The organism is Sporosarcina sp. ACRSL (genome assembly GCF_022346605.1).
Classification (GTDB): Bacteria; Bacillota; Bacilli; order Bacillales_A; family Planococcaceae; genus Sporosarcina.
Genome location: NZ_JAKRNT010000015.1, coordinates 1 through 13,497, shown reverse-complemented (window position 1 = coordinate 13,497; position 13,497 = coordinate 1). Strand labels below are relative to the sequence as shown.

The 13,497-nt window shown below is 43.6% G+C and carries 14 protein-coding genes, 1 tRNA gene and 1 rRNA gene; 4 read left to right on the top strand and 12 right to left on the bottom strand.

The genetic code is table 11. The features are described 5' to 3' along the window. The first annotated feature begins 423 nt into the window (after positions 1 to 423). On the top strand, positions 424 to 2,088 hold the full coding sequence (locus MHZ92_RS18770) for a serine/threonine-protein kinase (protein ID WP_239433245.1): 1,665 nt from the start codon (positions 424 to 426) through the stop codon (positions 2,086 to 2,088). 206 nt (positions 2,089 to 2,294) lie between these two features. Further along, positions 2,295 to 2,516 carry a tyrosine-type recombinase/integrase gene (locus tag MHZ92_RS18765; RefSeq protein ID WP_370644787.1) on the top strand — a complete coding sequence of 74 codons (222 nt, stop codon included), beginning with the start codon at positions 2,295 to 2,297 and terminating at the stop codon, positions 2,514 to 2,516. Between the two features lie 83 nt (positions 2,517 to 2,599). On the opposite strand, the gene groL is transcribed toward MHZ92_RS18765, so the two are convergent. After that, the gene (gene groL / locus MHZ92_RS18760; RefSeq protein WP_239433244.1) at positions 2,600 to 4,228 is read right to left on the bottom strand and encodes a chaperonin GroEL; all 1,629 of its coding nucleotides are present in this window, start codon (positions 4,226 to 4,228) and stop codon (positions 2,600 to 2,602) included. Positions 4,229 to 4,276: 48 nt separating this feature from the next. Next, positions 4,277 to 4,561 carry a co-chaperone GroES gene (gene groES, locus MHZ92_RS18755; RefSeq protein WP_147059641.1) on the bottom strand — a complete coding sequence of 95 codons (285 nt, stop codon included), beginning with the start codon at positions 4,559 to 4,561 and terminating at the stop codon, positions 4,277 to 4,279. A 179-nt stretch (positions 4,562 to 4,740) separates the two neighbouring features. Between groES and MHZ92_RS18750 the strand changes: the two genes are divergently transcribed. Next, positions 4,741 to 5,478 (top strand): CPBP family intramembrane glutamic endopeptidase, encoded by a 738-nt coding sequence (locus MHZ92_RS18750; RefSeq protein ID WP_239433243.1) that lies wholly within the window; start codon positions 4,741 to 4,743, stop codon positions 5,476 to 5,478. 36 nt (positions 5,479 to 5,514) lie between these two features. On the opposite strand, the gene MHZ92_RS18745 is transcribed toward MHZ92_RS18750, so the two are convergent. The 4 genes from MHZ92_RS18745 to MHZ92_RS18730 form a co-directional block, all read right to left on the bottom strand. Further along, on the bottom strand, positions 5,515 to 6,147 hold the full coding sequence (locus tag MHZ92_RS18745) for a YIP1 family protein (RefSeq protein WP_239433242.1): 633 nt from the start codon (positions 6,145 to 6,147) through the stop codon (positions 5,515 to 5,517). A 147-nt stretch (positions 6,148 to 6,294) separates the two neighbouring features. Continuing rightward, complete coding sequence (gene tatC, locus MHZ92_RS18740) at positions 6,295 to 7,089, bottom strand: twin-arginine translocase subunit TatC (RefSeq protein WP_239433241.1); 795 nt, start codon at positions 7,087 to 7,089, stop codon at positions 6,295 to 6,297. 17 nt (positions 7,090 to 7,106) lie between these two features. Continuing rightward, entirely contained in the window at positions 7,107 to 7,301 is a 195-nt protein-coding gene (locus MHZ92_RS18735) for a twin-arginine translocase TatA/TatE family subunit (protein ID WP_060205182.1), read from the bottom strand. A 55-nt stretch (positions 7,302 to 7,356) separates the two neighbouring features. Beyond that, a complete protein-coding gene (locus MHZ92_RS18730) occupies positions 7,357 to 8,019 on the bottom strand; it encodes a redox-sensing transcriptional repressor Rex (protein WP_239433240.1) in 663 nt (220 codons plus the stop codon). A 124-nt stretch (positions 8,020 to 8,143) separates the two neighbouring features. On the opposite strand from MHZ92_RS18730, the gene MHZ92_RS18725 reads away from it, so the two are divergent. Then, positions 8,144 to 10,075, top strand: a complete 1,932-nt coding sequence (locus MHZ92_RS18725) for an ABC-F family ATP-binding cassette domain-containing protein (protein WP_239433239.1) — start codon at positions 8,144 to 8,146, stop codon at positions 10,073 to 10,075. A 326-nt stretch (positions 10,076 to 10,401) separates the two neighbouring features. On the opposite strand, the gene tsaD is transcribed toward MHZ92_RS18725, so the two are convergent. From tsaD to rrf, 6 genes are all read right to left on the bottom strand, one after another. Further along, entirely contained in the window at positions 10,402 to 11,424 is a 1,023-nt protein-coding gene (tsaD, locus tag MHZ92_RS18720; protein WP_239433238.1) for a tRNA (adenosine(37)-N6)-threonylcarbamoyltransferase complex transferase subunit TsaD, read from the bottom strand. Continuing rightward, complete coding sequence (rimI, locus tag MHZ92_RS18715) at positions 11,424 to 11,873, bottom strand: ribosomal protein S18-alanine N-acetyltransferase (RefSeq protein ID WP_239433237.1); 450 nt, start codon at positions 11,871 to 11,873, stop codon at positions 11,424 to 11,426. Before rimI ends, tsaD begins: the two co-directional genes overlap by 1 nt. Further along, a complete protein-coding gene (gene tsaB / locus MHZ92_RS18710; protein WP_239433236.1) occupies positions 11,866 to 12,576 on the bottom strand; it encodes a tRNA (adenosine(37)-N6)-threonylcarbamoyltransferase complex dimerization subunit type 1 TsaB in 711 nt (236 codons plus the stop codon). Before tsaB ends, rimI begins: the two co-directional genes overlap by 8 nt. After that, positions 12,573 to 13,025, bottom strand: coding sequence for a tRNA (adenosine(37)-N6)-threonylcarbamoyltransferase complex ATPase subunit type 1 TsaE (gene tsaE, locus MHZ92_RS18705; protein WP_239433235.1), 453 nt, complete (start codon positions 13,023 to 13,025; stop codon positions 12,573 to 12,575). The genes tsaB and tsaE overlap by 4 nt, the downstream gene beginning before the upstream one ends. Before the next feature lie 174 nt (positions 13,026 to 13,199). Beyond that, a tRNA-Asp gene (locus MHZ92_RS18700) sits at positions 13,200 to 13,275 on the bottom strand. Between the two features lie 103 nt (positions 13,276 to 13,378). Then, positions 13,379 to 13,494 (bottom strand): 5S ribosomal RNA (gene rrf, locus MHZ92_RS18695). Positions 13,495 to 13,497: the final 3 nt, after the last annotated feature.

The following is a 13,497-nucleotide window of genomic DNA, read 5'->3' as shown; positions in this document are numbered from 1 at the left end:
GCAATAAAAAAACCAGAACCTTGTATAACCAAGGTTCTGGAGAAATTTTTATTACATCATGCCGCCCATTCCGCCCATGTCAGGCATGCCGCCTGCTGTTGGTGGTTCAGCTATGTATTGTTCTATATTACCTTCTTCCTAATCCCCGACAAAATCTTCTCGAACAGAAGAACAACCAAAAGAATCATGATAATGATCATCATTGCCTGATCAAAGTTTTGTAACGACATTGAAAATATTTTTTCCCTTCTGTCAAAAAAATATTGGTACAATTACCATATGTATCTAATATAAAGGTGGGTTAAAATTGAGTTTTTTCGATCAACATCCTAATTATAAATCTTACAAACATGAAAGTTTTTACCTTACGGATTTACCTGTTTTTTTAAGAGAGATTTCAACAACCTTATCCATTCATTGTTAATGAAGCAAGATGAAGAAGAAATAACATTTTATGCATGGTCTCTACAAAATCAGTTAGCTGCACTTGGTAAGACCAGTCCTTCTCAAAGAGGCCCATATGATTATCTGATAGATGACATTAGTCGAGCTGTTTCACATATAACAAACAGAGAATTCCCTATTACTATGGATGCTATAGGACTATTACTTTCTATCACTGAAGAAGAAGAAGCAATCAATAACTTTTTAACTGAGAATGACATAGGTTATTATTGCAGCTTAGATAAGGGTATTGTTAATTGGTATTATAGAGAAGGTGTAATTGATGCCTCTAAAATTCTACCTTCAATATTAGACAGACTTACAAATAGAGGAAGACCTAGAAATGGTTTTTTCGCACAAGTAACACAGTACGAGGATACAGAAACTAATAGAAAGTATGCCTTAAAACGATTAAAAAGTGAATTTAATCAAAACGAAGTTTATAGAAGGAGATTCAGAAGAGAAATTATTATTTTATCAAGACTTAATGAAATGAAACATCCAAACGTAATACCTCTTATTGAGTCTAGGTATAATGAAGATTCTAATGAATATTGGTATCTTATGCCTTTTGCACCTAATAATCTTCATGATTATATAAAAAAATATAATAATAATCTCGAATTAGATTTTCGACTGTCACTCTTTAATCAAATCCTTGATGCTATTGAGCTAGCCCATTCAATGGATATTTTACATCGAGACTTATCAGCCCATAATGTACTCCTTTACGAGAACAATCAAGTATGGGTTTCTGACTTCGGATTAGGAAAGGATTTTACCAATCTTTCTAATCAAGGCTATTCTTCTGTTCCGGGTTATGGAAGCATGATGTATGTGGCACCTGAACAACAAGATAATTTAGAAAATGCAACAAAAAAGAGCGATGTTTACTCACTAGGGAAATTACTCTACTTTATTCTAACTGGGAGAGACCCTAGAATAACAAACGATATTCATATGTTTAGTTCTTTAATAAATAAAGCAACGCTTTTTGACCCTGAAGGTCGCTACGAAGATGCAGTTCAATTTAAAGATGAGTTTTTAAAGTACAAGTCCTTATACGAAAAAGTTAATTCTTCTCTTGTTAGGACTGTTTCTGATTTTGTTTTACAAAAAAATGAATTTGATTGGTTGGAGTTCCATGAAATTGTGTTAAAAGCTGAAATTAATGAGCATGTTTATTATGACTTTCTAGACCCTATATCTGATGTTTTAAGTGATACTAACAAAATACAGGGCTATATATCTGTTGTTGGAAACGATATTCATAAGTTTATTGATTTATATGTCTCAAAATTACATGAATGTTATCATTCTGTCGGGTGGCCTTTTTCATCGCTTAACTCATTTGGATATTTCTTACACAGACTCTATGAATCAACTGCTGATTACCCTACATGTAGATTAATTTTATTAAAAGAATTATGGTATCTAGCGGCTGATTCTGATCAATGGGCCATCCAAGATATTGTAGTAAACCTAATACAACACAATAAAATCCCTGATAAAATACAATTAGATTTTTCTATTCACATCATCGAATCCAACAAATATTTTAATAAGTTGGATAAAATTAACCTTTCGGCAATATCAGGAGCATTAAAAAATGCAATTCTTGAATTAAAAGGAAAAAACTCTTAAATCTAAAAGTCACCAACTGATGAAATAGGTATATTCTAACTTTTTTCAAATAAAGCGGATTTCTTGAAAGGGGAAATCCGCTTTTAACTATCTCAAAATCCTTCAGTCAGGGGATGATTACTATAACAAAGATTTCATCTTTGCAAAAATGGAACGGCAACACGGTTATCCTATTGTTATTAAGACCTCCAGAATTTAATTAAAAGATTGCTTGTCTTGCCAATCTGAATCGGGAATTAACATCACATTCACTAAGGCATACCCACACATCGCTCTTAGAAGAAGCAGGTGTTGCCCTCGAACAAATTAGAGACAGACTCGGTCATTCAGATGACCAAATAACAAAAGATGTCTATCTTCATGCAACCCAAGAAACGAAAAAAGAAGCCTCTCAAAAGTTCAGTGAACTCATGAGAAGCCTCCGTTAATTTACCTCAATGTTTGCAAGATGTTAGCATTTCACTCTCATCTTACATCAAAACCAACTCATCGCAAGGGTTGAGACGGCTTATTACATCATGCCGCCCATTCCGCCCATGTCAGGCATGCCGCCTGCTGTTGGTGGTTCTGGGAGATCTGCAACGACTGCTTCCGTAGTTAGGAACATTGCCGCTACAGATGCTGCGTTTTGTAGTGCAGAACGTGTAACTTTTGTTGGGTCGACGATACCCGCTTGCATCATGTTGACCCACTCGCCGTCTGCAGCGTTGAAGCCGATGCCGACTTCTTCGCGTTTTAGGCGATCGACAACGATGGATCCTTCAAGGCCAGCGTTGTTCGCGATTTGACGAACCGGCTCTTCAAGTGCACGTAGTACGATTTTCACGCCAGTTGCGACGTCGCCTTCTGTGCTATCAAGAAGTGTTTCAACTTTTGAATAAACGTTCACAAGCGCTGTACCACCACCGGATACGATTCCTTCTTCGACTGCCGCACGAGTAGAGTTCAATGCGTCTTCGATGCGAAGTTTACGCTCTTTCAATTCAGTTTCAGTTGCCGCACCGACTTTGATAACTGCTACGCCGCCAGCAAGTTTCGCAAGGCGCTCTTGCAGCTTCTCTTTGTCGAACTCGGAAGTTGTTTCTTCAAGTTGTACGCGGATTTGGCCAACACGTGATGCGATTGCATCCGAATCTCCATTTCCTTCAACGATTGTCGTATGGTCTTTTGTAACAACGACTTTCGCAGCGCGTCCAAGTTGAGAGATATCAGCAGATTTCAAATCAAGGCCAAGGTCCTCAGTGATAACTTCCCCGCCAGTCAGGATAGCGATATCTTCAAGCATCGCTTTACGACGGTCGCCAAATCCTGGTGCTTTAACAGCAACCGCGTTGAATGTACCACGAAGTTTATTCACAACAAGTGTTGCAAGCGCTTCGCCTTCAACATCTTCAGCAATCATCAACAATGGCTTGCCTTGTTGAACAACTTGCTCTAGAACTGGTAGGATTTCTTGGATGCTTGAAATCTTTTTATCTGTAATCAAGATGTAAGGGTTGTCGAGAACCGCTTCCATTTTATCCGTGTCAGTCGCCATGTATGCAGATGCGTATCCACGGTCGAATTGCATACCTTCTACAACATCAAGCTCTGTCGTGAAGCCTTTTGATTCTTCGATTGTGATGACGCCATCGTTGCCGACGCGCTCCATTGCTTCAGCGATCAATTGACCGACTTCTTCGTCACCTGAAGAGATCGATGCAACTTGTGCGATCTCTTGCTTGCTTTCGATTTCATCGGAAATGCCTTTCAATCCTTCAACTGCTGTTGAAACCGCTTTTTCGATCCCTTTACGGATACCAACCGGGTTAGCGCCAGCTGTTACGTTTTTCAAGCCTTCACGGATCATAGCTTGTGCTAGCACTGTCGCAGTTGTCGTACCGTCACCAGCAATTTCGTTTGTTTTGGAAGCAACTTCTGCCACAAGTTTTGCACCCATGTTTTCGAATGCATCTTCAAGTTCGATTTCTTTTGCGATCGTTACACCATCATTTGTGATTAGCGGTGAACCGAATTTTCTTTCTAGAACAACGTTGCGTCCTTTTGGTCCAAGCGTCACTTTTACAGCATCAGCAAGTGTATCTACACCGCGTAGCATTGCGCTGCGCGCGTCTTCATTAAACTTAATTTCTTTAGCCATTTATGAATTCCCTCCTGGTTTTGATTGTACTTATTTATAAGGGGCGACTTAGCCGATAATCGCTAGAACGTCGCTTTCACGCAGGATCAAATATTCATTGCCTTCATATTTTACTTCAGTTCCAGCATATTTTGAGAAGATGATGCGGTCGCCTTCTTTTACTTCCAGGTCAACACGCTGGCCGTTTTCAAGAACTCGTCCAGTACCTGCCGCTACAACTTTTCCTTCTTGCGGTTTTTCTTTCGCAGAATCCGGTAATACGATACCGCTAGACGTCTTTTCTTCTGCTTCGATCAGTTCAATTACGATACGGTCACCTAATGGTTTCAACAAGTGAAACAACCTCCTCGACATATTATCTTCTTTTTAGCACTCATCTGACTAGAGTGCTAATACATTTCTTATCATAATAAAGTTGCCCAATAATTGCAAGCAAAATACTTGGACTCTTTTCTCTTTGCTAATCTTCCTTAGAAACGATAAAATGAACAACAGAGAAAGGATGTTTTGCATTGAAAAACTGGAAAATCTATATTTCGATCGTTCTCTTATATATAGCAATGCAGTTCGGAAGTATTCCTGCTGCGGAAGGATTTATCAACTATTTTAAAAATAGTAGAGGTTTTGAGCCAGACGAAGCTAGGTTTTACGGCTTCGCTTGGGCGCTCTTCATTACAAATCTGATCGCTGCTCCAATCATTCTTTTTATGACAACTCGAAACAAACAGTTTTGGGATATTTTCAAAAAGGGGAAAAAGGCTTCTCCTTGGATGACAGTCGTATGGGGCGTGTTAGGATTTTTCATGGCGATGGCAGGTCAAATGCTCGCCGGGATTATCGAAATGGCGCTCGGCATTATGCCGGGATCAGATAATACCGCTTTACTAAGTGAAGTTGCTAAATCATCCCCAATCATTATCATTTCGATCGTCATTTTTGCGCCACTCTTGGAAGAGATCGTTTTCAGAAGGGTTTTATTCGGCGGCCTTTATACGAAGTCGAATTTCTGGGTTGCCGCCATCTTGAGCGGAGTCATTTTCGCAGTCGTCCACGGCGAGCTGGAGCATACGCTTATCTATATGGCGCCAGGATTAGTATTCGCGTTCCTTTATTATCACACGAAGCGCATTTGGGCTCCGATGATCGCCCATTTTATGATGAACGGCTTCGTCATGATCGTTCAGCTGAATATGGATAAACTGTTAGAGTTTCAAGAGAGGCACCAAGCATTCATCTTCTTGCTGCCATAAAAAACGGCTTCCCCATACAGGGAAGTCGTTTTTCGTTCAGCCAAGTGTTGTAAACAATGAAAAGAGGGCAAGGCCTATAATAATTGAAAACACGATTGCAAGAACCAGGCCAATGCCTAGGAAAATTGCAACGACGCCGAGCCCGCGCCAAGCGGAGAACCCATGAACAAGGCCAATCCCTTTACACGTAATGACCGTTCCGTAAATGCCGACACCAGTCATGATAAGATTTTGCAACAAATAAACCCCAATCGGCAAATTCGTTACGCTGAAAATATCCGTCGGTGCCTCATAAAGCTGAGATCCATACACGGCAACAAGCAGAAAGTTCATCGGTGCAAGCCAAATCATGAGGATGGCCGAGGCCGGCGTAATTCGGATCATATCGGAGAACTTGCCTCTCCCACCTAGCCATTTTCCGATCCACGTATAAAGCGCAGCAACGATCACCCAGCTGATCAGCGCCCCTCCGTACGCGATGATTATTGATATAATAATGATGAAAGCTAACGGCATGCCGCTAAAAAATCCGGTGTTTGCCATCGCGACTGGTCCTGTACTAATCGAGCTCAACAAAAAAATAATAAAGCCGTACCCGACTGATTTATGCTCCAGCATATATTGCAGCGTCTTCGTCGGTTGGCCCCAAATGGATAACAATGGATTCATATGTTTCCCCCTTACCTCTTATGTATATGTAGGAATTGCGATTCTATTATCCATTCCCCTCCTTCTTATCATACGGGAATCATTTTGGAATTTCATTACAAAAAACCCTTCTTCCGGTTTTTCTTTCCGAAAAAAGGGCTCGTCTTATTATTTCTCTAAATTCCCCATCACTTCATCGATTTGGCGCTGTTGCTCAGCCTTTATTTCTTCAAACTTCCGTTTCTCCTCGGCTTTCTGGAATTTCCGATAGCCAAAGCGGGAGATAACGATGCTTATTTCATAAAGTATGAACAACGGAACCGTCACCAACAAATGGGACATAAGGTCCGGCGGTGTAATGAATGCCGCAATGACGAAAAGTACGAAGTATGCATATTTCCTTACTTTCACTAACTTCTTCGGATCCAATATGCCAAGCCGCGACATGAATAAAAGGACAATCGGCAACTGGAAGACGATCCCAAACGGAATCAATATTTGGAACAAGAAAGTGAAATATTCGTTTATGCCGACGGTCTGTGTAATGCCTAGCTCTGCAGACAGTTCCTTCATGAAGTACATGACGTATGGCACAAGAACGAAATAGGAAAACATGATGCCCGCAATTAAAAGCATAAAGGCGAACGGGATATAGCTTAACGTCACTTTCCGCTCCGTCTCATGAAGTCCCGGCGCGATGAACGCCCATACTTGGTACATGATGATCGGTGAAATGATGACGACTGCTAAAAGAATAATGACCTTCAAGTACAGGGCAATTGGGTCGATCACATTGAAAGCGTGAAATTCCTCATACCCCGCCTCGGATTGTAAAAATCGAATGATCGGCTTTGCGATGAAAAAGCTGCCGATGACCGCAATAACAAAGAAAACGACGATTACCATCAGTCGTTTTCGAATTTCATCTATATGTTCAATGACTGTTAAATTTTTCTCTTTCATCGGACAGACATCCTTACTTATTGCACATCATTTTTCTTGTCTTCCACTTTTTTCACTGTATCGTCGTCATCAGACACAAGTCCTTTAGTCGCTGACTTGAATTCGCGCAATGAAGAGCCAAATGCCTTACCAATCTCAGGCAACTTCTTCGGTCCAAAAATGAGCAAAGCAATAATTGCGATAAGAATTAAACTTGTTACTCCTGGAGCCATTTCGGACACCTCCTTCGTTATTCTCTATTTTACATGAAAAAAGCTTATATTACTATTAACGCGACGATTCTATTTGTGAATCTTTTACGTCATTTTTTATGAAATAAATCAACGTCTGCAGTTCCACCGATAAATCGATCGTATGGATGCGCATCCAGTCGGGTGCAGCCAGCCGGACCGGTGTAAAATTGAGGATCCCTTTCACCCCGATATCGACCATCCGATCTGCAACTTCCTGTGCCGCCTTTGTCGGAACGGTCAAAATGACGAGCTCAATGCCCAGTTCTTTAATCTTCTTCTCCATCACATCCGGATGGTAGACAGGTATATTGCTGATCGTCTTCCCCTCTTTCGGTGCTTTCGGGTCGAACGCAATGACGATTCGTGTATTATGGTTCTTCTGGAAATTGTATTTCAAAAATGCGCTCCCTAAGCTCCCGACTCCAATCAATGCGACATCCGTCTCTTCGTCCTGATCGAGCGCCCTTCTAAAGAAGAGGAGAAGATCATTTACATCATAGCCGTAGCCTTTTCGACCGAGCGCTCCGAAATGAGAGAAATCGCGGCGGATCGTAGCCGCATCGATTTTCATCGCTTCACTTAATTCGCTCGAAGAAACGCGCTTCTTGCCTGTTTTCGCAAAGTTTTGTAGGAATCTATAATATAATGGAAGGCGTTTTGACGTCGCCTGTGGAACTTTCGGAGTTGATTCAGCCATATTTTACCTCCTATTCGTGCATTGGGCTTATTTTATCGTACTCTAGATGCAGGCTCCTGTAAAGCCGACCATTGCACCTATCCGCCCATTCGATTAAACTAAAAGTGGAATAGAGGTGTGCTGAATGATTGTGTTACAAGTGAATGGAATTTCGAAATCCTTTTCAGGAACTGACATATTACAAAATGTCCGACTTGAAGTACAGCACCGTGACAGAGTTGCGCTTGTCGGACGGAATGGCGCAGGTAAATCGACATTGCTCAAAATCATTGCAGGTGAAATGAGTGCGGATTCCGGCGATCTGATTATGCCGAAAGATGTACAAGTCGGCTATCTCGAACAACATGCGGGCATTGATTCTCCCCTCACCATCTGGGATGAAATGCTGACCGTTTTTGAACCATTGCTGGAAATGGAAAAGAGACTGCGTAAATTGGAAGCGCAAATGGCGGATCCTTCCGTTTACGAAAATGCGCAAGAATACGAGCGGGTCATGAAAGATTACGATGCGCTACAAATCGAATTTAAAGATTCCGGCGGCTATCAATACGAGTCCGACATGCGTTCCGTCCTGCACGGCATGCGGTTTTATCCCGAAGACTACGACAAGAAAGTCGATTTGTTATCGGGCGGACAAAAAACGCGTCTGGCGCTCGCGAAGATGCTCCTCAGCAAACCGGATCTTCTCATATTGGACGAGCCGACGAACCATTTGGATATCGAGACGCTCGGTTGGCTTGAAAAATACCTCGTCTCGTATGAAGGGGCGATCCTTATCGTTTCCCATGACCGCTATTTCCTCGATCAGATTGTGACAATCACGTATGAAGTGTCGAGGCGAAAAGTGACGAAATATGTCGGCAACTATAGTGCTTATTTAGTTGAGAAGGCAAAGAACTATGAACGGGATAAAAAGCTATACGAGCGGGAGACGAGTGAAAAAGCGAAGCTCGAGGATTTCATTCAACGGAATATCGCCCGTGCTTCGACTTCCAAAATGGCGAAAAGCCGCCGGAAGCTTCTTGAACGGACGGATTGGATGGAAGCGCCGGAGGGGGATGAAAAGTCCGCAAGCTTTACATTTTCCATCGACCGGCCAAGCGGCAATGATGTGCTTACATTGGATAATATCGCTGTTGGCTATAACGGCAAACCCGTTTCGCAAAACATTAAAATGCATGCGTACAAAGGGGACCGGATTGCGATCATCGGTCCGAACGGCATCGGCAAATCGACGTTGCTGAAGACGATCGTCAAAAGACAGGAGCCGATTGCAGGATCCATTCGATACGGGACGAATGTCCAATTTGGCTATTACGACCAGAACCAGGCGACGATCCTCGGTACGGGGACGGTGCTCCAAGAGTTATGGGACGAGTGGCCGATGATGAATGAAAAAGACGTCCGCTCGGTACTTGGACGCTTCCTATTCACAGGGGATGACGTCGAGAAGCCTATATCAACACTTTCTGGCGGAGAGAAGGCGCGTCTTTCATTAGCGAAGCTCATGCTGCAAAAATCGAACACGCTCGTGCTTGACGAGCCGACGAACCATCTCGATCTCGACAGTAAAGAAGTGTTGGAAAACGCATTGGATGACTTCCCGGGCACGATCCTCTTCGTTTCCCATGACCGTTATTTCATCAACCGGATCGCTACAAAAGTGATTGATGTTGGTCCGACTGGTGTCACCGAATATCTCGGTGATTATGATTATTACATTGAAAAGAAAAATGAGCTGGAAGAGCTGAAGTCCGAACTTAGCATAACGGAGAAGGTAACACAGCCAAAAACCGGGCGAACGGAAGAGGACAAGGAATTCAAACGGCAGGATCGCCGATTGACGAGGGCCATTGCCGAAGTGGAAGAGTCTCTAGAAAAGATGGATGCAGAAATTGCTATTCTGCAAGATGAACTGCTGAACCCCGACTTTGCTGATGACCATATGAAGCTGATGGAGTTACAGGAACAAATTGACGAACTCCAAATGCAGCACGACAGCGAATCGGAGAGATGGCTGAATTTGCAAGAAGAGCTCGAAAACTTGAATTCATAACTCGATAACGCTGTCGAAAGGGTTGGACGCCCATTCGACAGCGTTTTTAGTTTTCAACATGCTCCCTATTCGATTTCCACAATCTTATTAACATCGTCCACATTGATATAACGGGATATGAACATAGTTATCCACTTTATCCACAGTTATAACTTTTACTACTCACATAGTTATCCAAAAGATGAATCGGGTATACACATGAATATTTTAATTATCCACAACTTATCAACAAATGTGCATAAGTACGAACGTTCCCTCTTGACAAGACGAATCCGTTATAGGACAAAAAAATGCGGAAATCGTCAGAACTCGACGATTTCCTTCATTCATTCACTCCATGAGGCAAGCTCCATTCCCGGCCTGCCGTTCATTTCCATCGTACCGCGTTTTCCATCTACGTACATCGCTGTACCTGCCGCCGCAATCATGGCTGCATTGTCCGTGCAGAGGGAGATCGGTGGGACATAAAAAGGAATCCCTTCTTTTTCGAACGCCGCATCCAATGAAGACCTTAATCCTTTATTCGCAGCGACGCCACCTGCCGCGATGACTTGCTTCACGTTATATTCTTTTGCCGCCTTCAACGTCTTCTCCGTCAATACTTCGACGACGCTTTGCTGGAAGCCTGCTGCAACATGCGCAGGATTGACTTCGCCGCCTTTTTGTTCAAGATTATGCTTATAATTGATAACAGCCGATTTCAGCCCGCTGAAACTGAAATCATATGAATCCGGCTCGAGCCAAGCCCTAGGAAAATCAACGGCTTCATCGCTCTCGAGCGCAAGCTTATCGATATGAGGGCCGCCTGGATATGGCAACCCAAGGACACGGGCCACTTTGTCATACGCTTCCCCTGCCGCATCATCGCGAGTTTCACCAATCAATTTAAAGGAGCCGTGCTTCTCCATAAGAACCAATTCCGTATGCCCCCCGGAAACGATAAGGGCAAGAAGCGGAAACTCCATCGGCTGCATCAATTGATTCGCGTAAATATGTCCAGCGATATGATGAACGCCGATGATCGGGAGTCCGTTGGCAAAAGCGAAGGCCTTCGCCGCATTAATGCCGATCAGTAATGCGCCGACAAGTCCAGGCCCTTCCGTCACAGCAACTGCATCCAAATCCTCCGGCGCAAGGTTTGCAACAGCCAACGCCTCTTCGATGACAAGCGTAATTTGTTCGACGTGATGCCTAGAAGCAATTTCAGGCACAACGCCACCGAACCGTTGCTGGCTTTTAATTTGCGAAGCAACGATGTTCGAAACAATTTCATGGCCGTTTTTAATGACAGAAGCCGCAGTTTCATCACAGCTCGTTTCAATACCTAATATATAAATGTCTTTAGTCATTACAATTCCACCCACATGACGAGCGCATCTTCATGGTCGTCCGTATAATAGTTTTTACGTATGCCGCCATCTTGGAAGCCGAGTTTACGATACAAATTTTGCGCCGTTTCATTACTGACACGCACTTCAAGCGTCATCAGCCTGACATCGTTTGCCTTGCAAAGCTCAATCGCCTTGCGCATAAGCGCCTCTCCAATTCCGTGTCCTCTCAAACGCTTCCGCACGGCCACATTCGTAATATGACATTCATCGAGCACGACCCACATCCCACAATGTCCGATCACTTCATCGCCTTCCACGGCAACGATATAATGGGCATAGTCATTCCCAGTCATCTCATGCTCGAAAATTTCCTTCGTCCAAGGCGTCGCAAACGCCTCCTGCTCGATTTCAACAACTGCCGGAATATCTTCCGTTGTCATCTTTCTATAGTCGATTACTTTATTCACTGGCCTTTTCCTTCCGTTGCTGCATCAGCCAATTCGCCTCCGCCTCAGCGATACGACGGTATTCAGGCGTAAATGCATGTGTATTCTCCTCTTGTCCGCTTTGCTGTGCGATAAATATCAATGAAGAGGCTCGCGGAAGCTGCAATGGGAAAGGAGCGAAATGCGCATCGTCTTGCAATCGTTCCTTTATGACTTCTTCATACATCGCTACATCTTTCCCGACGAATAAAACCGGACGCTTCTTCTCAGATAAAGTATTGAGCAAGTCGTCAATCGCAAAATGCCCGTCCTCCGCGATGGCGGTGACTCCGCCATTCACAAATTCATATACCCCTGCGTACACATTATTTCTGCGTGCATCGACAATCGGGCAGATCAACCCATTAAAATACGGAGCATTCACAGCAAGCACTTTCAAGCTCGAGACGCCGTAAAGGGGTTTCTTTAACGTCCAAGCCAACGTCTTCGCTATCGTCACGCCAATTCGGACGCCTGTATAAGATCCAGGACCTTCCGACACTGCAATCGCATCTATCTCCTTCGGTTGCAGCTTCACGGTCGCAAACAGCTCTTCAATCGCCGGCATTGCTCGCAATGAATGATTGACCGCCATCGAGGAGTTCACCTCTGCCAAAATGGCTCCATCCTTTACAATTGCGACGGATAAAGGCATATTCGCCGTATCGATTCCTAACCATATCATAAACTTATCGCCTCACAAATCTTTTCAAAACGTTCACCCTTCGGAATGAACACAAACTTCCTCGAAGCTTCCCCCGTATGCTGAATTCTAATCTCGAGTCGCTCTTCCGGTAAATCATCTTCGATCAAATGAGCCCATTCAACGACGGAAACCGCGTCCCCGTAGAACAGCTCGTCCCATCCAAGGTCCTCATCACTGTCCGCCAACCGGTAGACATCCAAATGATTGAAAGGAACTCTTCCTTCATATTGTTTCAAAATCGTAAACGTTGGACTGTTCACGGTCCGTGTAATGCCAAGGCTTCGCGCCAACGCTTTCGTAAAGGTCGTCTTCCCCGCCCCAAGATCGCCTTCCAATGTCAGGACGTCCGGCGGGGAAAGCAGCCCAGCTAAGTTTTCAGCGAGCTGTTCAGTTTCTTGCAAAGAATGAACATTGAATTCGATAGTCATACAAATTTCCTTTCATCTCCACTTTCTTCAAGTGTACCGAAAATCCCACATTTCCGAAAGTCATGAGGTTTAGTGGAGGTATGTATTTCGTCCAATACACTTATTATGCTTTAATAAACAACAAAAAACCGATCCTGGAATAAATCCATAATCGGTTGACAGTTTAAATTAAGATGGCGGTCCCGACCGGGATCGAACCGGCGATCTCCTGCGTGACAGGCAGGCATGTTAACCGCTACACCACGGGACCGTATATGTATACCTTTCGATAGAATGCAAGGTTCTGTAACTGCAAATGTACTGTACTTGATCAATTCTAACCTATTGTCATTCTTATCGAAAAGGAATGGGTTGCCCGGCGACGTCCTACTCTCACAGGGGGAAGCCCCCTACTACCATCGGCGCTGAAGAGCTTAACTTCCGTGTTCGGTATGGGAACGGGTGTGACCTCTTCGCCATCGTCACCAGACAA